The 21,427-nt window shown below is 66.2% G+C and carries 21 protein-coding genes; 9 read left to right on the forward strand and 12 right to left on the reverse strand.

Annotated features, from left to right (window positions below):
• Nucleotides 1–55 precede the first annotated feature (55 nt).
• The 4 genes from rimM to CupriaWKF_RS04280 all read left to right on the forward strand — a co-directional run bounded on the left by rimM (nucleotide 56) and on the right by CupriaWKF_RS04280 (nucleotide 2,784).
• Nucleotides 56–682, forward strand: coding sequence for a ribosome maturation factor RimM (gene rimM, locus CupriaWKF_RS04265; protein ID WP_276099786.1), 627 nt, complete (start codon nucleotides 56–58; stop codon nucleotides 680–682).
• Nucleotides 683–723: 41 nt separating this feature from the next.
• Complete coding sequence (gene trmD, locus CupriaWKF_RS04270) at nucleotides 724–1,506, forward strand: tRNA (guanosine(37)-N1)-methyltransferase TrmD (protein WP_276099787.1); 783 nt, start codon at nucleotides 724–726, stop codon at nucleotides 1,504–1,506.
• A gap of 75 nt (nucleotides 1,507–1,581) precedes the next feature.
• Nucleotides 1,582–1,965, forward strand: coding sequence for a 50S ribosomal protein L19 (rplS, locus tag CupriaWKF_RS04275; protein WP_211947310.1), 384 nt, complete (start codon nucleotides 1,582–1,584; stop codon nucleotides 1,963–1,965).
• 138 nt (nucleotides 1,966–2,103) lie between these two features.
• A complete protein-coding gene (locus CupriaWKF_RS04280) occupies nucleotides 2,104–2,784 on the forward strand; it encodes a CoA pyrophosphatase (RefSeq protein ID WP_276099788.1) in 681 nt (226 codons plus the stop codon).
• A 12-nt stretch (nucleotides 2,785–2,796) separates the two neighbouring features.
• Here the strand turns inward: CupriaWKF_RS04280 and CupriaWKF_RS04285 are convergent, their stop codons facing one another.
• Nucleotides 2,797–3,645 (reverse strand): sulfurtransferase, encoded by an 849-nt coding sequence (locus CupriaWKF_RS04285; protein WP_276099789.1) that lies wholly within the window; start codon nucleotides 3,643–3,645, stop codon nucleotides 2,797–2,799.
• Nucleotides 3,646–3,827: 182 nt separating this feature from the next.
• On the opposite strand from CupriaWKF_RS04285, the gene dnaE reads away from it, so the two are divergent.
• The 3 genes from dnaE to CupriaWKF_RS04300 all read left to right on the forward strand — a co-directional run bounded on the left by dnaE (nucleotide 3,828) and on the right by CupriaWKF_RS04300 (nucleotide 9,996).
• On the forward strand, nucleotides 3,828–7,346 hold the full coding sequence (gene dnaE, locus CupriaWKF_RS04290) for a DNA polymerase III subunit alpha (protein ID WP_276099790.1): 3,519 nt from the start codon (nucleotides 3,828–3,830) through the stop codon (nucleotides 7,344–7,346).
• A gap of 277 nt (nucleotides 7,347–7,623) precedes the next feature.
• Nucleotides 7,624–9,333 (forward strand): lipid A export permease/ATP-binding protein MsbA, encoded by a 1,710-nt coding sequence (msbA, locus tag CupriaWKF_RS04295; protein WP_276100661.1) that lies wholly within the window; start codon nucleotides 7,624–7,626, stop codon nucleotides 9,331–9,333.
• 72 nt (nucleotides 9,334–9,405) lie between these two features.
• Nucleotides 9,406–9,996, forward strand: a complete 591-nt coding sequence (locus tag CupriaWKF_RS04300) for a peroxidase-related enzyme (protein ID WP_276099791.1) — start codon at nucleotides 9,406–9,408, stop codon at nucleotides 9,994–9,996.
• Between the two features lie 28 nt (nucleotides 9,997–10,024).
• On the opposite strand, the gene CupriaWKF_RS04305 is transcribed toward CupriaWKF_RS04300, so the two are convergent.
• Nucleotides 10,025–10,534, reverse strand: coding sequence for a hypothetical protein (locus CupriaWKF_RS04305; RefSeq protein ID WP_276099792.1), 510 nt, complete (start codon nucleotides 10,532–10,534; stop codon nucleotides 10,025–10,027).
• Nucleotides 10,535–10,610: 76 nt separating this feature from the next.
• Nucleotides 10,611–10,823: a hypothetical protein gene (locus tag CupriaWKF_RS04310; RefSeq protein WP_276099793.1), complete on the reverse strand. Its 213-nt coding sequence runs from the start codon at nucleotides 10,821–10,823 to the stop codon at nucleotides 10,611–10,613.
• Between the two features lie 30 nt (nucleotides 10,824–10,853).
• On the opposite strand from CupriaWKF_RS04310, the gene alr reads away from it, so the two are divergent.
• A complete protein-coding gene (gene alr, locus CupriaWKF_RS04315; RefSeq protein ID WP_276099794.1) occupies nucleotides 10,854–11,954 on the forward strand; it encodes an alanine racemase in 1,101 nt (366 codons plus the stop codon).
• Nucleotides 11,955–11,994: 40 nt separating this feature from the next.
• Here the strand turns inward: alr and rng are convergent, their stop codons facing one another.
• From rng to CupriaWKF_RS04355, 8 genes are all read right to left on the reverse strand, one after another.
• A complete protein-coding gene (gene rng / locus CupriaWKF_RS04320; protein WP_276099795.1) occupies nucleotides 11,995–13,455 on the reverse strand; it encodes a ribonuclease G in 1,461 nt (486 codons plus the stop codon).
• Between the two features lie 74 nt (nucleotides 13,456–13,529).
• A complete protein-coding gene (locus tag CupriaWKF_RS04325) occupies nucleotides 13,530–14,132 on the reverse strand; it encodes a nucleoside triphosphate pyrophosphatase (protein WP_276099796.1) in 603 nt (200 codons plus the stop codon).
• An 82-nt stretch (nucleotides 14,133–14,214) separates the two neighbouring features.
• On the reverse strand, nucleotides 14,215–14,694 hold the full coding sequence (rlmH, locus tag CupriaWKF_RS04330) for a 23S rRNA (pseudouridine(1915)-N(3))-methyltransferase RlmH (protein WP_011298676.1): 480 nt from the start codon (nucleotides 14,692–14,694) through the stop codon (nucleotides 14,215–14,217).
• 45 nt (nucleotides 14,695–14,739) lie between these two features.
• Entirely contained in the window at nucleotides 14,740–15,465 is a 726-nt protein-coding gene (gene rsfS, locus CupriaWKF_RS04335; protein ID WP_276099797.1) for a ribosome silencing factor, read from the reverse strand.
• Nucleotides 15,466–15,508: 43 nt separating this feature from the next.
• Entirely contained in the window at nucleotides 15,509–16,228 is a 720-nt protein-coding gene (locus CupriaWKF_RS04340; RefSeq protein ID WP_276099798.1) for a nicotinate-nucleotide adenylyltransferase, read from the reverse strand.
• Between the two features lie 10 nt (nucleotides 16,229–16,238).
• Entirely contained in the window at nucleotides 16,239–17,150 is a 912-nt protein-coding gene (hemF, locus tag CupriaWKF_RS04345) for an oxygen-dependent coproporphyrinogen oxidase (protein WP_276099799.1), read from the reverse strand.
• A gap of 186 nt (nucleotides 17,151–17,336) precedes the next feature.
• Nucleotides 17,337–18,605: a phosphoribosylamine--glycine ligase gene (purD, locus tag CupriaWKF_RS04350; protein WP_276099800.1), complete on the reverse strand. Its 1,269-nt coding sequence runs from the start codon at nucleotides 18,603–18,605 to the stop codon at nucleotides 17,337–17,339.
• A gap of 79 nt (nucleotides 18,606–18,684) precedes the next feature.
• Nucleotides 18,685–19,410, reverse strand: a complete 726-nt coding sequence (locus CupriaWKF_RS04355) for a YebC/PmpR family DNA-binding transcriptional regulator (RefSeq protein WP_276099801.1) — start codon at nucleotides 19,408–19,410, stop codon at nucleotides 18,685–18,687.
• 220 nt (nucleotides 19,411–19,630) lie between these two features.
• On the opposite strand from CupriaWKF_RS04355, the gene CupriaWKF_RS04360 reads away from it, so the two are divergent.
• The gene (locus CupriaWKF_RS04360; RefSeq protein WP_276099802.1) at nucleotides 19,631–21,157 is read left to right on the forward strand and encodes a helicase HerA-like C-terminal domain-containing protein; all 1,527 of its coding nucleotides are present in this window, start codon (nucleotides 19,631–19,633) and stop codon (nucleotides 21,155–21,157) included.
• 7 nt (nucleotides 21,158–21,164) lie between these two features.
• On the opposite strand, the gene CupriaWKF_RS04365 is transcribed toward CupriaWKF_RS04360, so the two are convergent.
• On the reverse strand, nucleotides 21,165–21,347 hold the full coding sequence (locus CupriaWKF_RS04365; protein ID WP_276099803.1) for a DUF3149 domain-containing protein: 183 nt from the start codon (nucleotides 21,345–21,347) through the stop codon (nucleotides 21,165–21,167).
• Nucleotides 21,348–21,427 lie beyond the last annotated feature (80 nt).

A 21,427-nucleotide genomic window follows, 5' to 3' on the forward strand; every position in this document is an offset into this window, starting at 1 on the left:
CGTTTTCATTGCACACGTGACTGAACGAAAGCAGGGCGCCGCTGCGCCGAGGCCCTTGAATCGGCCTCAGGGCGAGTCGTCAAAGGCGGTCAAGCTGCCGGCGACGCTTCTGTCTGCCGATCCGCTGCCGGACGATCTGGTGGAGGTCGGCTATGTCGGTGCCGCCTATGGCATCCGCGGCTGGATCAAGGTCCAGCCCCATGCCGACGACGCATCCGCGCTGCTGCATGCGCGCCGCTGGTGGCTGCTGGTGCCCCCGCAGGCTGGCCTGGTGGCCGCGGCGGAGGCTTCGCATGCCCAGGCGGTCTGCGTCAGGATCGCGCAATCGCGCGAGCACAGCGGAACCGTCGTGGCGCAGGCAACTGGCGTTTCGGACCGCAACCTGGCGGAAGCGCTCAGGGGGCGGCGCGTGTGGATCCGGCGTGAGGATTTTCCGGCGCCGGACGAGAATGAGTTTTACTGGGTGGATCTGATCGGCTGCACCGTGAGCAACGAGCAAGGCGAGTTGCTGGGCGAGGTGTCCGGTCTGATCGATAACGGGGCTCACCAGATCCTGCAGGTGGCTTACGCATTGCCCGACGGTAAGGCCGGTGAGCGGCTCGTACCGTTTGTCGATGCGTTCCTGCGTACGGTCGACACCGCGGGCAAGCGCATCGTGGTGGACTGGGGGCTCGACTACTGAATTTGTGCCGACGCCGGTGCGGGTTCGGAGGGGGAGGGCGGATGCAGTTCGATGTAATCACGCTGTTTCCCGACATGTTTCGCGCGCTGACCGACTGGGGCATTACCAGCCGGGCAGCCAAGCAGCAACGGTACGCCCTGCGTACGTGGAATCCGCGCGATTTCACCACGGACAACTACCGGACCATCGATGATCGGCCGTATGGTGGTGGTCCCGGCATGGTCATGCTGGCGAGGCCGCTGGAAGATGCGATCGATGCTGCCTCGGCGGCACAGTCGCGGGCCGGCGTGGAAGCGCCGCACGTGGTGCTGATGTCGCCCCAGGGTGCGCCGCTGACCCACGAGAAGGTCATGTCGCTCGCGCAGCGACCCGGACTGGTGTTGTTGTGCGGCCGCTACGAGGCGATCGACCAGCGCCTGATCGATCGCCGCGTGCACGAGGAAATCAGCCTTGGCGATTTCGTGCTGTCCGGCGGCGAGCTGCCCGCGATGGCATTGATCGATGCCGTGGTGCGGCACCTGCCCGGTGTGCTGGGCGATGCGCAGTCGGCGGTGCAGGACAGCTTTGTCAACGGCTTGCTCGATTGCCCGCATTACACGCGGCCGGAAGAGTATGAGGGTGTGCGGGTACCCGAGATCCTGCTCGGCGGCCATCATGCCGAGATTGAAAAATGGCGGCGCCAGCAGGCGCTGGCCAATACCGCGAGAAAGCGTCCCGACCTGATCGAGACCGCTCGCGCGCAAGGTTTGCTAACCCGTTCCGACGAGAAGTTCCTGTCGGAATGGTTGGTGAAAGAAGGGCGGGAGAATTCTCCCGCCAGGTAAAACCCCATCCTCTGCCGGGGCCCGGGCAATGCCTGGGGCATCCAACGCCGGCACGATGGTTACGGAGAAAGAACGATGAACATCATCGAGCAGATCGAGAAGGAAGAGATCGCGCGTCTGACCGCGAACAAGACCATCCCCGCATTCGCACCCGGCGACACCGTGATCGTCAGCGTGAACGTGGTGGAAGGCAACCGCAAGCGCGTGCAGGCTTACGAAGGCGTGGTGATTGCCAAGCGTAACCGTGGCCTGAATTCGTCCTTCATCGTGCGCAAGATCTCGTCGGGTGAAGGCGTGGAGCGTACGTTCCAGCTGTACTCGCCGCTGATCGCCGGCATCGAAGTGAAGCGTCGCGGCGACGTGCGTCGCGCGAAGCTGTACTACCTGCGCGAGCGCTCGGGCAAGTCCGCACGTATCAAGGAAAAGCTGGTTTCGAAGGCAGCCAAGGCTGCCCAGTAAGCCGGACATGCCGGCCGGGCCTACCGGCCGGATGTTTCCTCAGGAAGGGCACCGCAAGGTGCCCTTTTTGCGTTTTTGGCAACTGTGCCGGATTGCTGCGCTGCCGAAAGGCGAGCATCTGTCATACTTGAACCTGCTATGCGCCCCGTCTTTGACCCAGAGTCCCTTCCCATCATCGATGTCGACAAGCGCCGTCCGGCACTGAGCGCACCGCGCCTGCAGGCGGACTTCATCCGCCACCGCTTGCAGGCACCGCCCGCCTGGGCGCCCGAGCTGACCGATGAATCACGTGTCTACGACCGCAGCCGCAGCCTGCGCCAGGCTGCCGTACTGGTGCCGATTGTCGAGCGCCGCGACGGTCTGACGGTGTTGCTCACCGAGCGTAATGCCAACCTGAGTGCGCATGCGGGACAGATCAGTTTTCCTGGCGGCAGCCAGGAAGACCATGACACCAGCCGCATTGATACCGCCCTTCGGGAAACCGAAGAAGAGGTCGGCCTGGTGCGCGACTATGTGGAGGTGCTGGGGGCGCTGCCCGATTACATCACCGGCACCGGCTTCCATGTCAGCCCGGTGGTGGGCCTGGTGCGCGACGGCTTTACGTTGCGGCCCGACGCCTCGGAAGTGGCAGATGTGTTCGAGGTGCCGCTGGCCTTCCTGATGGATCCTTCGCACCATGAGCGGCGCCTGTTCCGCTGGGTCGATGGCGAACGGATGTTCTACGCCATGCCGTTCCCGCGCGAAGGCGGTGGTCACCGCTTCATCTGGGGCGCGACGGCGGGCATGCTGCGCAACCTCTACCACCTGCTCGCCGCCTGACTCGCAGCCAGATCAGGCGGCAGCCTGATCGCGCTGCCCGATGCAATGCGGGCAACTCTTGCCGACGACGTAGTGCGGGCTTTGCTGTTCTTCCGGCGTCACCACGGCACGGCAGGCGAAGCACTGTTTCGGGCCGGCGGGCTCCAGGTTCGGATTGAGCGCGGTGCGGTAATCGAAGACGAAGCAGTCGCCGCGATAGTGGCTGCCGCCGACTTCCTCGAAATACTTGAGGATGCCGCCTTCAAGCTGGTAGACGTGGTCGATGCCGACTTCCTGCATGTGGATCGCGGCCTTCTCGCAGCGGATGCCGCCGGTGCAGAACGACACCACGGTCTTGCCTTCGAAATCCGCCTTGTGGGCTTCCACCGCTTCGGGGAATTCGCTGAACTTGGCGAGGTTGTATTCCACCACCGTATCGAACGTCCCGACCGCCACTTCGAAGTCGTTGCGCGTATCGAGCATCACCACCGGACGGCCGTCGTCGTCATGGCCCTGGTCCAGCCAGCGCTTGAGGTCGACCGGCCGCACCGACGGCGCGCGCCCTTCCTCGGGACGGATCAGCGGGCGCTTCATGGTGATGATTTCCTTCTTGGCGCGCACCAGCATGCGCTTGAAGGGCTGGTTCTCCGACAGGCTTTCCTTGGGCGCAATGTCCGCGAAGCGCGCGTCGGCATGCAGCCAGGCCATGAAGCCATCAATGGCTTCGCGCGGGCCGGCCAGGAACATGTTGATGCCTTCGGGCGCGAGCAGGATGGTGCCCTTCAGGCCAAGATCCTCGCAGCGCGAGCGCATTTCCGGCCGCAACGTCTCGATGTCGTTGAGCGAGACGAACTTGTAAGCGGAGATGTTGACGATCTGCATGATGGGCTGCGCTGCGCCACGCGCGCAAACGCGCGCGATAACTGCCTGATTGGAAAGGCGAAATTATAGCGCGCCGGGCCGGCGCCGGCCGGCATTTCCCAGCGTCGTCCTCGGCTATCGGGGGCGGGTGCGATGTTCCAGGCCCGGGCCGCTGCCCATGCCGAGCCGGTACAATGTCGCCCATGTCTGCCCCCCGTTTCGTACACCTTCGCGTCCATTCCGAGTATTCCGTCGTCGACGGCATCGTCCGCCTGGATGATGCCGTCAAGGCCGCGGCCGGCGATGGCATGGGCGCGCTCGCTCTCACCGACCTCGCCAATGCCTTCGGCCTGATCCGCTTCTACAAGGAAGCGCGCGGCGGCGGCGTCAAGCCCGTGGTCGGCGCCGATGTCTGGCTGTCCAATGCGGACGACCGCGACAAGCCCGCGCGGCTGCTGCTGCTGGTGCAGGACCGCATCGGCTACCTGAACCTGTGCATGCTGCTGTCGCGCGCGTGGCTGTCGAACCAGCACCGCGGCCGTGCCGAGATCGAGCCCGGCTGGTTCGGCGAGCCCGGTGAAGAGGGCCAGCCGCTGGCGACAGGGCTGATCGCGCTGTCGGGCGCAATGGGCGGCGATGTCGGCATGGCGCTGGCCAACGGCAACGTCGATGGCGCCCGCCGTGCCGCGGCGCATTGGGCCTCCGTCTTCCCGCAGCGTTTCTACATCGAGCTGCAGCGCGCCGGTCATCCCGGCACGGATGCCTACGTGCAGCAGGCCGTGCACCTGGCCGCCGAGATGCAGCTGCCCGTGGTGGCCACGCACCCGGTGCAGTTCATGACGCCGGACGACTTCACCGCGCACGAGGCGCGCGTCTGTATCGCCGAAGGCGAACTGCTGGCCAATCCGCGCCGTACGCGCCGTTTCACCACGGACCAGTACTTCAAGACGCAGGACGAGATGTGCGCGCTGTTCGCCGACATTCCGTCCGCGCTCGAGAACGCCGTGGAGATCGCGCGGCGCTGCAACCTGACGCTGGAGCTGGGCAAGCCGCGCCTGCCGCTGTTCCCCACGCCCGACGGCATGTCGCTCGACGACTACCTGGTCTTCATGGCCAAGGACGGCCTGGAGAAGCGCCTGGCCGTGCTGTTCCCGGACGAGGCACAGCGCGAGGCCAAGCGGCCCGAGTACTACGCACGCCTGGAGTTCGAGACCGGCACCATCATCAAGATGGGTTTCCCGGGCTACTTCCTGATCGTGGCGGACTTTATCAACTGGGCCAAGAACAATGGCGTGCCGGTGGGGCCGGGCCGGGGCTCGGGTGCCGGTTCGCTGGTGGCCTATGCGCTGGGCATTACCGACCTGGATCCGCTCAAGTACGCGCTGCTGTTCGAGCGTTTCCTGAACCCGGAGCGGGTGTCCATGCCCGACTTCGATATCGACTTCTGCCAGCACGGCCGTGACCGCGTGATCACGTACGTGAAGGAAAAGTACGGCAAGGATGCGGTATCGCAGATCGCTACCTTCGGCACCATGGCGGCCAAGGCCGCGGTGCGCGACGTGGGCCGCGTGCTCGACCTGGGCTACGGCTTCGTCGACGGCATCGCCAAGCTGATTCCGTTCAAGCCCGGCAAGCTCGTCACGATCGAAGAGGCCAAGAAGGAAGAGCCGCTGCTCACCGAGCGCGAGAACAACGAGGAAGAAGTGCGCCAGCTGCTGGAGCTGGCGCAGCGCGTCGAAGGCATGACCCGCAACGTCGGTATGCACGCCGGCGGCGTGCTGATCGCGCCGGGCCGGCTGACCGATTTCTGCCCGCTCTATACGCAGGGCGCGCAGAACGACGGCATGAGCGGCGTCGTCAGCCAGTACGACAAGGACGACGTGGAAGCGGCCGGCCTGGTCAAGTTCGACTTTCTGGGCCTGACCACGCTGACCATCCTCGACTGGGCCGAGCGCTATATCCGCCGGCTGGATCCCAGCAAGGCGGACTGGAACTGCAGCCAGATCCCGCTCGATGACGGCCCCGCCTTCGACATCCTCAAGACCGCCAACACGGTCGCGGTGTTCCAGCTGGAAAGCCGCGGCATGCAGGGCATGCTGAAGGACGCCAAGCCTGACCGCTTCGAGGACATCATCGCGCTGGTGGCGCTGTACCGCCCGGGCCCGATGGACCTGATCCCCAGCTTCTGCGCGCGCAAGCACGGCCGCGAGAAGGTGGAGTACCCGGACCCGCGCGTCGAGCCCGTGCTCAAGGAGACCCACGGCATCATGGTCTACCAGGAGCAGGTGATGCAGATGGCGCAGATCATCGGCGGCTACTCGCTCGGCGGCGCCGACCTGCTGCGCCGCGCCATGGGCAAGAAAAAGCCCGAGGAGATGGCGCAGCACCGCGTGATGTTCCGCGAAGGCGCCGACAAGAACGGTCTCTCCGCCGAGCAGGCCGACGACATCTTCGACCTGATGGAGAAGTTCGCGGGCTACGGCTTCAACAAGTCGCACGCGGCCGCGTACGCGCTGCTGGCGTACTACACCGCGTGGCTCAAGGCGCATCATCCGGCCGAATTCATGGCAGCCAACATGTCGCTGGCCATGGACGACACCGACAAGGTCAAGATCCTTTACGAGGACTGCAAGCTCAACAAGCTCGCGGTGCTGCCGCCCGACGTCAACGCCAGCGAGTACCGCTTCGCGCCGACCGATGCCAGGACCATTCGCTACGGCCTCGGCGGCATCAAGGGCTCCGGGCAGGGCGCCATCGAAGACATCCTGCGTGCGCGCGCGGAGCGGCCCTTCACGGACCTGTTCGACTTCTGCGAGCGCGTCGACCGCCGCCAGGTGAACCGCCGCACCATCGAGGCGCTGATCCGTGCCGGCGCGTTCGACAGCCTCAACGACAACCGCGCGCAATTGCTGGCCTCGGTCTCGATCGCGATGGAGGCGGCCGACCAGAAGGCCGAGTCGGCCAACCAGGTCTCGCTGTTCGACTTGATGGGAGATGCCGGCGATGCGCACCGGCCGGAACTGATCGATGAACCGCGCTGGACGCCCAAGCGCACCTTGCAGGAGGAGAAGCACGCGCTCGGCTACTACTTCTCCGGGCACCTGTTCGATGCCTGCCGCGACGAGGTGCGCCGCTTCGTCAAGAGCACGCTGGCCGGCCTGGAAAAGGAAGTGCAGGGCAACGGCGGCGGTTTCGGCCGCGACGTGCGCGGCAAGACCATCGCCGGCGTGATCGCCGGGGTGCGCACGCAGATGACGCAGCGCGGCAAGATGATCATCGTGCAGCTCGACGACGGCACCGGGGTGGTGGAGATGACCGTCTTCAACGAGGTGTTCGATGCCAACCGGCATATGTTCCGCGAGGACGAGCTGCTGATCGCGACGGGCAACGCACGCCACGACACCTTCACCGGCGGCGTGCGCTTCACGGCCGAGTCGGTCATGGACCTGGCGACGGCGCGCAGCGCCTATGCCAGTGCGCTCAGCATCGCGCTCGCACCGGAAGACTCGACCATGGAACGTTTGCGCACGGTGCTGACCCAATACCGTGCCAAGCCGCGCGATGCGGGCCCGGCGGGCCTCGGCCTGCTGGTGCGGTACCGCAATCCGAGTGCCGCGTGCGAGATCCATCTCGGACCGAACTGGCGCGTGGAGCCGGACGAAGCCCTGCTCGGTGAACTGCGGCAGTGGCTCGGCAACGACGCGGTGGAGCTGATGTATTGAAGTTCGGGGCAGGGCGCGCAAGGCATGGCGCCATGCCCTTTTGCGCACCTTCCGGCGCCTCTGCCGCGCCGGGGAATGCGGTTACAATGGCTGCGTTTTTTGCGCCTCTATGTGGCGTTTTCGCCATGCCGGGCAACATCCGGTAATTCCCCGGCGTTTCCCGTGCCACCCGGTCAGACGGGTGCGCGTCGCATCTTTCAAATTAAGGGCGGTAGTGAGCAATCCAGCGAAGTCCGAACAATCGGCCGGACAAGACGTACAGGTAGGCAAGCGCCTGATGGGCTATCTGCGCCCCGAGCTGCGCATCTTCATTGCCGCCATCGTGGCCATGGCCGTGGTCGCGGCCAGCGAGGGCGTGATCCCGAAGGTCGTCAACGACTTGCTCGACAAGGGCTTTGGCGGCCAATATGCCGGCAAGCTGTGGCATGTCCCCGCCATCCTGACCGGCGTGGCGCTGATCCGCGGCGTGGCCCAGTTCGCGTCCGGTTACCTGTTGAGCCTGATCTCGAACCGCGTGCTGCTGAAGATGCGCATGCAGATGTTCGACCGCATGCTGCACGCGCCGGCCCAGTTCTATCACCGCAATACCGCGGCGTCGCTGATCAACGCGGTGATCTTCGAGGTCAACCAGGTGCTGTCGATCCTGACCAGCGTGTTCATCACGCTGGTGCGGGACTCGCTGACCGTAGTGGCGCTGCTGATCTACCTGTTCTACACGAACTGGCGCCTGACGCTGATCGTGGCCGTGATCCTGCCCGTGATCGGCTACCTGATGTCGAAGATCAACCGGCGCCTGCGCCGCCTGAACCGCGACCACCAGACCCTGACCAACAGCGCTGCCTATGTGGTCGAAGAGGCCGCAGGCGGCTTCAAGGTCGTGAAGCTGCACGGCGGCGAGGCTTACGAGATGAACCGCTTCCGCGCCATGGCGGAGCGGCTCAAGAACTACTCGATGCGCATGGCCGTGGCCGGCGGCCTGAACCAGCCCGTGACGGCTTTCCTTGCCGCGCTGGCGCTGTCGGTCATCATCACCATCGCCATGATCCAGGCGCAGGGCAACCAGACCACGATCGGCGGTTTCACCGGTTTCGTAATGGCCATGCTGCTGCTGATCTCGCCGCTCAAGCACCTGACGGACATCAACCAGCCGCTCACGCGCGGCCTGACCGCGGCCGAACTGATCTTCCGCCTGATCGACGAGCCGGTGGAGCCGCAGGACGGCGGTGTGCGCATCGAACGTGCCAGGGGCGACCTGGTGTTCGAGCGCGTCGGCTTCCGTTATGGCGAAGGCATGCGTGCGGCGCTGGAGGGCATCGATATCCGCGTGCCCGCCGGCGAGGTGGTGGCGCTGGTCGGTCCGTCGGGCAGCGGCAAGACCACGCTGGTCAACCTGGTGCCGCGCTTCTTCGACCCGAGCGACGGCCGCATCCTGCTGGATGGTCACGCCATCGGCGATATCGCGCTGCGCGAGTTGCGCAACCAGATCGCCTTCGTGAGCCAGGACGTGGTGCTCTTCAACGACACGGTTGCCGCCAACGTGGCGTATGGGGTCGGCCCGGAAGACAAGATCGATATGGCGCGTGTCGAACGTGCGCTGCAGGCCGCCTACCTGACCGATGTGGTGAAGAACCTGCCCGAAGGCGTCAACACGAACATTGGCGACAACGGCATGAAGCTCTCTGGTGGCCAACGCCAGCGCCTGGCCATCGCTCGTGCGATCTACAAGGATGCGCCGATCCTGATCCTGGATGAAGCCACCTCGGCGCTCGATTCGGAATCCGAGCGCCAGGTGCAGGCCGCGCTCGAAGCGCTGATGGTCGGCCGCACGACGCTGGTGATCGCGCACCGCCTTTCCACCATCGAGAACGCCGACCGCATCGTCGTGCTCGACCATGGCCGCGTGGCGGAGCAGGGCACGCACGAGGAGCTGCTGGGCGCCAACGGCCTGTACGCCGGGCTGCACCGGATCCAGTTCGCTACACACTGATCCTGGCTGCCGGCTCGCGGTTTGCGCCTTCGCTACAATGGGCCGACAACAACGACCGCGAGAGAGACAGCCATGACCCGCCCGGCCCTTCCCATCAGCCGTTACCCGGTACCCGAACTGAAGGCGCTGCCCGACGACATCCGGCAGCGCATCCTCGAAGTCCAGGAAAAGGCCGGCTTCGCGCCCAACGTCTTCCTGACGCTGGCCCACCGGCCCGACGAGTTCCGCGCCTTCTTCGCCTATCACGACGCGCTGATGCTGAAGGACGGCGGCCTGACCAAGGGCGAGCGCGAGATGATCGTGGTGGCCACGTCGGCGGCCAACCAGTGCCTGTACTGCGTGGTCGCGCACGGCGCCATCCTGCGCATCTACGAGAAGAAGCCGCTGGTGGCCGACCAGGTCGCGGTGAACTACCTGAAAGCCGATATCCCGCCGCGCCAGCGAGCCATGCTCGATTTCGCGCTGAAGGTGTGCCAGGCCTCGCACGAGGTCGGCGACGCCGACTTTGCGGCGCTGCGCGAGCATGGCTTCAGCGACGAAGACGCGTGGGACATCGCCGCCATTACCGCGTTTTTCGGCTTGTCGAACCGCATGGCCAACACCATCAGCATGCGCCCGAACGACGAGTTCTTCCTGATGGGCCGCGTGCCCAAGAGCAAGTAAGCGTGTGCTTGTGCGCTGGGCCGCATGATCAGCGAATCTCGGCGCACTCCCCGTTGCTTGGATTGAACAGCACCGGCCATGCCTGCTCATAGATGCCGGGTGTGCAGCGCTGCTGGCAATTGGCGTGTGCGAGCGTGACGCGCCGCGGGTCCTGCCAGATCAGCAGCCTGCATTGGGTGCCATCGGTGGCCTCAAGCACGATATGCGGCGTCTTCTGGACTTGCTTGAAATCCGCCAGGTCGAACTGGCAGGTTCCGCGCTTGGATACCCACAGCTTCCACTTCAGGGACTTCACGTCATTGGCGACTACGCGCATCACCGCGTCTTCGCGGAAACCGTCGTCTTCCGTCCGGCGGCAGGTGCCGGCCAGGCTGATGTCGTGCGCCGCGATCGGCGTGGCGCGTGGTTTTTCGGGGGCGGGGGCTGCGGCCACGGGCGCTGGAGGAGGCGGAGGTGCCCGACGGGCGATGGGCAACTGCTCGCAGGCAGTGCACAAGATCATGGCCAAAAAGCATGGGGCCAAATGCGCGGCTTTCATCCGGGTACCTCACTACTGAACGCCTTGGACCTGCGGGCTGCCGCCCGCGCTTGTCGATGGGATGGCGTTAACTGAGTTATAGCGGATCGCCACGAACGCGCATGGTCATGAGGATCACTTGCGCGTAGGTAGAAACACCACCCCCTTTCGCTGGCGAACCGTCGATCGCTTTGTCGCTTGCCCGAATTTGGAAGCCGTTACTGAAAAGTGCGTGAATTTCAGTAACAAAGCCTGCTTCAACGTCGATACGATAGTCGGTGCTCTGGGACCAGAGCGGATCACCAGTCATTCCTGCGGCAACCCGGATAGCGACAACGATATGCCCCGCCCCATCTCCGTGACCATCCACCGGTCCGCGCTCGCCAACAACCTGGCCATCGCGCGGCGCCTCGCACCCGCATCGAAAGTCTGGGCCGTGGTAAAGGCCAATGCCTATGGCCACGGCATCGCCCGGGTCTACCAGGCGCTTGCGTCGGCCGACGGCTTCGCGCTCCTGGACCTGCACGAAGCGGCCCAATTGCGCGACCTGGGCTGGGCCGGGCCGATCCTGCTGCTGGAGGGGTTCTTCGACGACAGCGATATCGCGCTGCTCGCCTCGCTGCGCCTGACCACGGCGGTGCACGGAGAAGAGCAGTTGCGGATGCTGGAGCTGGCATCGCGCGATGGCCGGCTGGCGCCGCGATCGCTCGACGTCTGCCTGAAACTGAATTCCGGCATGAACCGTCTCGGCTTCAGTCCGCAAGAGTACGGCGCGGCCTGGCGGCGCCTGAGTGACATTGCCGCGGTGAGGTCGGTGACCCACATGAGCCATTTTTCCGATGCGGATACCGACAAAGGCGTCACGGAACAGGCGGCAACTTTTTACGCTGCCACGCGCGGCCTGCCGGGGCAGGTCTGCATCGCGAACTCGGCGGCGACCATGCGTCATGCCGATTGCCACGCGGACTGGGTGCGGGCAGGCATCATGCTGTACGGCGCCGCGCCGTCGGGCTGCGCCAGGGATCTGGCCGGCACAGGACTGCAGGCTGCACAGACGCTTGCCAGCCGGATACTGGGCGTGCAGGAGCTGCAACCCGGCCAGTCGGTTGGCTATGGCTCGCACTATGTCGCGACGCGACGCCAGCGTATCGGCATCGTCGCTTGCGGCTATGCCGATGGCTATCCGCGCACAAGCTCTTCGCACACGGAGCATTTCGCGCCGGTTCGCGTCGGCAACCGGAACACACGCACGGTCGGACGCATATCGATGGACATGCTGGCAGTCGATCTCAGCGAGTGTCCCGAGGCCAATGTCGGCACGCCGGTCGAACTCTGGGGCCGGCACGTTCCGATCGACGACGTTGCCGCGGCGGCGGGCACGATCGGGTATGAGCTGATGTGCGCGGTGGCACCGCGCGTCCCGGTTGTCGTGGCGGACTGACGGATAGCGATCACCCGCCGCGTGTAGCGGGGGCGCCTGGCTACATCAGGATGATGTCGTACTGCTCCTGGTGGAACGTCGATTCCACCTGCAGCGAGATCGGCTTGCCGATGAAGTCGCCCAGCATCGCCAGGTGCTGGCTTTCCTCTTCCAGGAACAGGTCGATGACTTCCTGCGACGCCAGGATGCGGAACTCGCGCGGGTTGAACTGGCGCGATTCACGCATGATCTCGCGCAGGATGTCGTAGCACACCGTGCGCGGCGTCTTGACCTGGCCCTTGCCCGTGCACACCGGGCACTGCTCGCACAGCACGTGCGCGAGCGATTCGCGCGTGCGCTTGCGTGTCATCTCGACCAGGCCGAGCTGCGAGAAGTTGTTGACGGTGATGCGCGTGCGGTCGCGCGACAGCGCGCGCTTGAGTTCCGACAGCACCGCCTCGCGGTGCTCGACATTCTCCATGTCGATGAAGTCGATGATGATGATCCCGCCCAGGTTGCGCAGGCGCAGCTGGCGCGCAATGGTGTGCGCGGCTTCGAGGTTGGTCTTGAAGATCGTGTCGTCGAAGTTGCGCGCGCCGACGTAGCCCCCGGTGTTGACGTCGATCGTCGTCATCGCCTCGGTCTGGTCGATCATCAGGTAGCCGCCGGACTTCAGGTCCACGCGCCGCGACAGCGCCTTCTCGATCTCGGCGTCGATATTGAACAGGTCGAAGATCGGCCGCTCGCCGGCGTAGTGCGACAGGCGCGGCAGCACCGCCGGCGTGTATTCCTGCGCGAACTCCACCAGCCGCTGGTAGTTCTCGCGCGAGTCGATCTGGATCACGCCAGTGGCGTCGTTGATGAAGTCGCGCAGCACGCGCTGGGCCAGGTCGAGGTCCTGATAGAGCAGGCTCGGCGCCGGCTGCGTGGTGGCGTTCTGGCGGATCACGGCCCAGATCTTGCGCAGGTAGGCGATGTCATTGCCCAGTTCTTCGTCGCTGGCTTCCTCGGCGATGGTGCGCACGATGAAGCCGCCGCGCTCGTCGGCCGGCACCAGGCCCTGCACGCGGCTGCGCAGCGCCTCGCGGTCAACCTCGCCTTCGATGCGCTGCGAAATGCCGATGTGCGGGTCCTGCGGCAGGTACACGAGCGTGCGCCCGGCAATGCTGACCTGCGTGGACAGGCGCGCGCCCTTGGTGCCGATCGGATCCTTGATGACTTGCACCATCAGCGCCTGGCCTTCGAACAGGGTCTTCTCGATGGCGAGCTGGGTGCCGTTCTTGTCTGGATCGCGCGGGTGCCAGATGTCGGCGACGTGCAGGAAGGCGGCGCGTTCCAGGCCGATGTCGATGAAGGCCGACTGCATGCCCGGCAGCACGCGCACGACCTTGCCCAGGTAGATGTTCCCGACCAGTCCGCGCGTCAGGGTGCGCTCGACATGCAGTTCCTGGACGGCGGCCTGCTGCACGATGGCAACGCGCGTCTCTTGGGGCGTGATGTTGACGAGGATGTCTTCAGTCATGGCGGATGAAACGCGTTGCCGGTGTACCGGCGATGTATTGTCTGCCCGGACTGGCAGGCTTTGGCAGGTGCCGTTCAGAACCTCAGGCGGGCCTGCCTGAGTAACGCAGCCGTCTCAAACAGGGGCAGTCCCATGATACCTGAATAGCTGCCTTCGATCCGCTCGACGAACTCCGCCGCGCGCCCCTGGATGCCGTAGGCGCCGGCCTTGCCGAGCGGCTCGCCGCTGGCGACGTAGCCTTCGATCTCGGGCGTGGTCATCGCACGGAATGTGACGCGCGAGATCGACAGGGCATGATGCATGCCCAGCGTCGAGACCACGGTCACGGCGGTCAGCACGCGGTGCGTCGTGCCGGACAGCGCGGCCAGCATGGCCGCGGCGTCGGCGCCGTCGGCCGGCTTGCCGAGGATGTCACCGCCGAGGCACACGGTGGTATCGGACGTGAGCACGGGGGCGTCGGGCAGCGCGCGCCGTTCGCGGCGCCGCAGCGCGGCTTCGGCTTTGAGCGCGCAGACGCGCTGGACATAGTCGTCGGGGGTCTCGCCGGGCTGTACGACTTCCAGCGACTCCGCGTCTTCGTCATCATCGGCGAGTAGCAGTTCATAGCGCACGCCGAGCTGCGTCAGCAGTTCGCGGCGGCGCGGGCTCTGGGAGGCGAGATAAAGGTAGTCGTGCATCACGGCGGGCGGGAGCGGAAGATTCGGGAACAGGCGGGCCCGGGGGGCCGCCCAAGGCCCGCATTGTACTGCCGGTGCCGGCTCAGGCCCGGTGATAAGGGTGGTTCTGCGTGACCGACCAGGCGCGGTAGAGCTGCTCCGCCAGCAGCACGCGCACCATGCCGTGTGGCAGCGTAAGGCTGGACAGCCGCAGCAGCGTTTGCGCCCGCGCCTTCAGCGCGGGATCGAGGCCGTCGGCCCCGCCGATCAGGAACGCGACATCGCCGCCTTCGCGCTGCCAGTCGGTGAGCTGGCCGGCGAGCTGCACGGTAGTGAAATCGCGCCCGCGCTCGTCCAGTGCCACGATGCGGCACTGCCGCGACAGCGATCCCAGCACCGCGTCGATGCGCGCGGCTTCGCGCTGCATCACGGTGGCGGCGTTATTGGAGGAGGAGCGGGTTTCGGGCTTGACCTCGCGCAGTTCGATGCGCAGCTCTGGCGGCATGCGCTTGGCATACTCGTTGAAGCCAGTTTCGATCCAGCCAGGCATCTTGTGGCCGACCGCGACGATGACCAGTTGCATGGGGTGTATTGCCGCGCGGCCGCAGCCGCGCGCGCAAGTTCAGACTCAGGCCGAGCGCGTGGTGCGCTTGCGGGCTGCCGGCTTGGCGGCGCCGGTCTTGGCAGCACCGGTCTTGGCCGCGCCAGTCTTGGCCGCGGTGGTACGCGTGGCGGTCTTGCGCGCCGGGGTGCCGGCGGCCGTCTTGCGCGGCGCGGCGGCGCGCGTGGCGGGAGTCTTGGCGGCAGCGGTCTTGCGGGCCGGCTTGCGGATGGTGGCGATGGCGTCCGGATCGGTGTCCTCGTGGCCCATCGGAGGCGAGGGCTCCTTCATGCCTTCGGGCAGGCGGGCCAGCGCCGGGCGCAGGTTGCTGGCACGGCGCGCGCGCGGTGCCGGCGCTTCGTCTTCGTCATCGTCCATCGGCTCGCTGGCCTTGGCCAGGCCCTTGGCGGCGGCGAGCTTCATGCGCACCGGCTTGTCGCCCCAGATCTCTTCGAGGTTGTAATACAGGCGCAACTGCGGCTGCAGGATGTGCACCACCGCGTCGCCGCAGTCGACCAGAACCCATTCGCCGGTTTCCAGGCCTTCCACCGCAACGATATGGCCGCCGGCTTCCTTCACCGTGTCGCGCACCGACGCCGCCAGCGCCTTGGTCTGGCGGTTGGATGTCCCGCTGGCAATCACCACCCGGTCGAACAGCTCGGTCAGGTGGGTGGTGTCATACACCTTGATGTCCTGCGCTTTGACATCCTCGAGGCCGTCGACGATGGCGCGTTGCAGTTTGCGAATATCCATGGTGCGTTCTTGTTCAGCTGAAATCATTGGGGGGGCGGCCGGCTCAGGGCTGTCCTGAGGCGGGGCGGTAGAGCCCGCGGCTCGCGATGTAGTGTGCCACGCCGGCTGGCAGTTGGTCATCCGCCGGGAGGCCGGATGCCAGGCGCTGGCGCAGGCCGGTGGAAGACAGGTCGACGGCGAGCGTCTGGTCGATCCACATCCGGCCGGAGGGCGTGCATTGTATCAGGTGCGTGTCGGCCTGGCGCGCGACCAGTGCTTCGCGCACCGGTCCTTCGAGTTCAGACAGATCGAAGCCAGGGCGCGTGGCGGTACAGAAGTGCACATGCGCGAACAATTCCTGCCAGCCGTGCCAGGTATGCAGGCGCAGGAGCTGGTCGGCGCCCATCAGCCAGCACAGCGACGCCTCGGGGCCGTATTCATCGCGCAGCTGGCGCACGGTGTCGATGGTGTAGCTCGGGCCCTCGCGGTCGACTTCCATCCGGCTCACGCGGATCTTTGCGGAAGTGCCGGTCAGGGCGGCGGCCGCCAGCTCGGTCATGGCGAACCGGTCCGCGGCCGGGGTCACGTCGGCACCTTTCTGCCACGACTGGCCGGTCGGGATCCATACCAGTTCATCGAGCGCCAGGTGGTCGATACAAAGGCTGGCCAGTGCCACATGGCCGATATGGGGTGGGTCGAAAGTGCCGCCGAGGATGCCCAGGCGGTACGGGCGGGCGTCTTTGCCGGCATTGGCCGGCACGTCGTCTTGGTCGGGATGTGCCATACGGTTGCCGTCAGGCCCAGTCGCGCGCCGGCAGGAAGTCGGTGTACAGCGCGCTTTCGGCGCTACCCGGCTCCGGCTGCCAGTCGTAGCGCCATGTCACCTGCGGCGGCATCGACATCAGGATCGATTCGGCGCGCCCGCCGGACTGCAGCCCGAACAGCGTGCCGCGGTCGAACACCAGGTTGAATTCGACATAGCGGCCGCGGCGGTAGGACTGGAAATCGCGCTCGCGCTCGCCGTACGGGGTGTCCTTGCGGCGCTCCAGGATGGGCTGGTAGGCGTCCATGAAGGCATCGCCGACGCTGCGCATCATCTCGAAGCTGCGCTCGAAGCCCAGGGCCGAGAAGTCGTCGAAGAAGATCCCGCCAATGCCGCGCGCCTCGCCGCGGTGCTTGAGGAAGAAATAATCGTCGCACCACTGCTTGAAGCGCGGGTACAACTCGTCGCCAAACGGGGCCAGCGATGCCTTGCAGGTGCGGTGGAAATGCGCGCAGTCGTCGGCGTTGCCGTAGTAAGGCGTCAGGTCCATGCCGCCACCGAACCACCAGACCGGATCGGCATCGGGCCTGGTGGCGATGAAGCAGCGCACGTTCATGTGCACGGTGGGCACGTACGGGTTGCGCGGATGGAACACCAGCGACACGCCCATGGCTTCGAAGCCGCGCCCGGCAAGCTCGGGCCGGTTGGCGCTCGCCGACGGCGGCAAGGTGTCGCCGGTGACGTGCGAAAAGCCCACGCCGGCACGCTCCATCACGGTGCCGCCCTCCAGGATGCGGGTGCGGCCACTGCCGCGCAGGCGCTCGGTGGGCGGCTTTTCCCAGGCGTCGGTCAGGAACGGCTGTCCGTCGATGGCGGCGACGGCGTCGGTGATGCGGTCTTGCAGACCGAGCAGGTAGGCACGGACTGCCTGGGAATCGATCATGGCGTGTAGGGGCGGGGGCCCCGGATGCAAGGGCGGCCGTGCCGGCGTCTGGCCGGCACGGCCGTCATGGGAGTGTCACGATTGTAACGGCTGGCGCGGCACTTGCCGGCGCGCGCCGTCCGCACGTGACGGGCCGCCAGGGGCCGGTCGGGCCCGGTGGCGGCGTCACACCGGTCACACCGGCGCTCAGCGCTTGATGGCGCGGTAGCCGATATCGGTACGGTATTGCATGCCATCGAAATGGATCTGCTCCACGGCGGCGTAGGCGGCGCGCTGCGCGGCCTTGACGGTATCGGCCAGGCCCACCACGCAGAGCACGCGGCCGCCCGTGGTCAGCAGCGTGCCGTCCTTGAGCGTGGTGCCGGCGTGGAACGTCACGCTGTCGTCGGTTTCGGCCGGGATGCCGGTGATGGCGTCGCCCTTGCGCGGCGCGTCGGGATAGCCGTAGGCCGCAATCACCACGCCCAGCGCGGTGCGGCGGTCCCAGTCCAGTTCGACTTCGTCGAGCTTGCCCGACACGGCCGCGTCCATCACGTCGACCAGGTCGGTCTTCAGGCGCGCCATGATCGGCTGGGTTTCCGGGTCGCCCATGCGGCAGTTGAATTCCAGCGTCTTCGGGTTGCCGTCCTTGTCGATCATCAGGCCGGCGTACAGGAAGCCCGTGTACGGAATGCCGTCCTTTTCCATGCCGCGCACGGTCGGCAGGATGATCTCGCGCAGCGCGCGCGCATGCAGCGCGGGCGTGACCACCGGCGCGGGCGAATAGGCGCCCATGCCGCCGGTGTTGGGGCCGGCGTCGGCGTCCAGCAGGCGCTTGTGGTCCTGGCTGGTGGCCAGCGCCAGCACGTTCTTGCCGTCGACCAGCACGATGAAGCTGGCCTCCTCGCCGTCGAGGAATTCCTCGACCACCACGCGCGCGCCGGCGTCGCCGAGCTTGTTGTCGGCCAGCATCATGTCGACCGCGGCATGGGCCTCTTCCAGGCTCATGGCGACGACCACGCCCTTGCCGGCCGCCAGGCCGTCAGCCTTGATCACGATCGGCGCGCCCTGCGCGTCGATGTAGGCGTGGGCCTGGGCGGCATCGGAGAAGGTCTGGTAAGCCGCCGTCGGAATACCGTGGCGGTGCATGAAGGCCTTGGCGAAGTCCTTCGACGACTCGAGCTGCGCGGCGGCCTGGGTCGGGCCGAAGATGCGCAGGCCCTTGGCGCGGAACACGTCCACGATGCCGGCGGCCAGCGGCGCCTCGGGGCCGACAACGGTGAAAGCCACGCCTTCGCGCTCGGCAAAGGCAGCCAGCACTTCCGGATCCGTCAGCGGAACATTCTGCAGGCGCTTGTCGAGCGCGGTCCCGCCATTGCCTGGTGCCACGTACACCACCTGCAACTTGGGGGATTGGGCCAATTTCCAGGCCAGCGCGTGTTCACGTCCACCCGAGCCGACAACCAATACTTTCATGATCCACTGCCAGAAAAGAAACGCATGCAAAAAGGCGGCAGCCTGTTCGTGCTGCCGCCGGAGGGGCTATTCAGTCTAGTTACTCTTCGATGACTGCGTTGGTGAAGACTTCCTGCACGTCGTCCAGGTTTTCCAGGGCGTCCAGCAGCTTCTGCATCTTCACCGCGTCGTCGCCCGAGAAATCGACTTCGTTCTGCGGCTTCATCACCACGTCGGCCACTTCGGCCTTGAAGCCGGCGGCTTCCAGAGCCGCCTTGACCGCGGAAAAATCGTTCGGCGGGCAGGTGACTTCGATCGAGCCGTCTTCATTGGTGACGACGTCGTCGGCGCCGGCTTCCAGCGCGGCGTCCATCAGCTTGTCTTCCGGCGTGCCCGGCGCGAACAGGAACTGGCCGCAATGCGTGAACATGAAGGCCACCGAGCCTTCGGTGCCCATGTTGCCGCCGTGCTTGGAGAACGCGTGGCGCACTTCGGCCACGGTGCGGGTGCGGTTGTCGGTCAGGCAGTCGACGATGATCGCGGCGCCGCTCAGGCCGTAGCCTTCGTAGCGGATTTCCTCGTAGTTCACGCCTTCCAGGCCACCCACGCCGCGCTGGATCGCGCGCTGGATGTTGTCCTTGGGCATGTTGGCGTCCATCGCCTTGTCCATGGACAGGCGCAGGCGCGGGTTGGAGTCGGGATCGCCGCCGCCGAGCTTGGCGGCAACGGTGATTTCCTTGATCAGGCGGGTCCAGATCTTGCCGCGCTTGGCGTCAGCGGCGGCTTTCTTATGTTTGATATTGGCCCATTTCGAGTGACCGGCCATGATTCTCTCCGAAGCGGAAAACGTGAGGTTGTGCGGGAAGGCTGCAGCTTGCGCGCGCCGGGTACTGCCGGGTCATCGCCGGGTACTGCCGGGTATAAAACGGGCGCGCCGGGTGACGGGTAGGCCCGGCTGCTGGCTATAATCAGCCGATGATTTTATCACGCGGCCCCGCCTGCGCCGCGCCTGTGGCCAGCCGCCACGCTTCCCGATCCTAGACACCATGGCCGAACCTATCCTGATCGCCAAGAACGCCGAGCACGAACTGGCCCTGCTGCCGCAAATGGGCAACCGGCACGGACTGATTACCGGCGCCACCGGCACCGGCAAGACCGTGACGCTCCAGACGCTGGCGCAAGGCTTTTCCCGGCTCGGCGTGCCGGTCTTCATGGCTGACGTCAAAGGTGACCTGACCGGCATTTCCCAGCCTGGCCAGCCTGCGGAGAAGCTCAAGGCCCGCCTGGCGGAACTGAGCCTGCCCGAGCCGGCATGGGGCGGCTGCCCGACCACGCTTTGGGACGTGTTCGGCGAGAAGGGCCATCCGGTGCGTGCCACCATTTCGCACATGGGCCCGCTGCTGCTGTCGCGCATGCTGGAGCTGAACGACACCCAGCAGGGCGTGCTCAACCTGGTGTTCCGCATTGCCGACGCCAATGGCCTGCTGCTGCTCGACGCCAAGGACCTGCGCGCGATGCTCCAGTACGTGGGCGACAACGCGGCCCGGTTCACCACCGAATACGGCAATATCTCCGCCGCCTCGATCGGCGCGATCCAGCGCGGCCTGGTGGCGCTGGAATCGCAGGGTGCGGACCTGTTCTTCGGCGAGCCCATGCTGAACCTGGAAGACTTCATCCAGACCGACAAGGGCCAGGGCGTGGTCAACATTCTGGCGGCGGACAAGCTGATGAACTCGCCCAAGCTCTACGCCACATTCCTGCTGTGGATGCTGTCCGAGCTGTTCGAGAAGCTGCCCGAGGCCGGCGACCTCGACAAGCCCAAGCTGGTCTTCTTCTTCGACGAGGCGCACCTGCTGTTCAACGACGCGCCCGAGGCGCTGCTCGACAAGATCGAGCAGGTCGTGCGGCTGGTGCGCTCGAAGGGCGTCGGTGTGTACTTCGTCACGCAGAATCCGGGCGATATCCCCGATACCGTACTGGGCCAGCTCGGCAACCGTGTGCAGCACGCGCTGCGCGCGTTCACGCCGCGCGACCAGAAGGCGGTCAAGGTGGCGGCTACGACCATGCGCGCGAACCCGAAGCTCGACCTGGAAACCGTCATTGGCGAACTGGGCGTGGGCGAGGCGCTGGTGTCGCTGCTCGACGCCAAGGGCACGCCGGGCGTGACCGAGCGCGCATGGGTGCTGGCGCCGGGCAGCCGGATCGGCCCGATTACCGACGACGAGCGCAAGCAGCTGATTGCGACATCGCTGGTGGCGGGTACGTACGAAAAGGCGATCGACCGCGAATCGGCCTACGAGAAGCTGCGCGGCAGCGTGGCGCCGGCGGCGAACGGTGGCGGCGCCACGGCGCAGAAGCCGTCGGCCGGCGCGCCAGCCGAAGCGGGCGGATGGCTGGGCACCGCCGGCGAGATCTTCGGCACGCTGACCAAGGGTACCGGCAAGAGCGGCCGCGGCGACTCGATTTTGGAGTCGATGGCCAAGTCGGCCGCGCGTACCGTCGGCTCCCAGGTCGGCCGCGAACTGATCCGCGGCGTGCTGGGCAGCCTGCTGGGCGGTGGCAAGAAGAAGTAAGCGCCGCTCAGTCCGAGCCGTTCTGCGACGCGGGCCGGCTTCCCGCGGCGGCCTTGGCGGCTGCCGCGTCTTCGCGCATCTTGCGGCTGAACATCCGCGCGAAGAACCACGCCATGCCGATGATAAAGACGATGACCGCGAGGCTCATCAGCCCGGTGCCGGTCGTGAACAGGATCTTGAAGGCTTCCATGCGGATCTCCCAGTGAGATATCGACGTGTTGCAGCACAAGCTGTGCGACGTCGAGTGTAGGGAGGCGCGCTTGCGGGGTC

The sequence above is a fragment of the Cupriavidus sp. WKF15 genome (assembly GCF_029278605.1).
Classification (GTDB): domain Bacteria; phylum Pseudomonadota; class Gammaproteobacteria; order Burkholderiales; family Burkholderiaceae; genus Cupriavidus.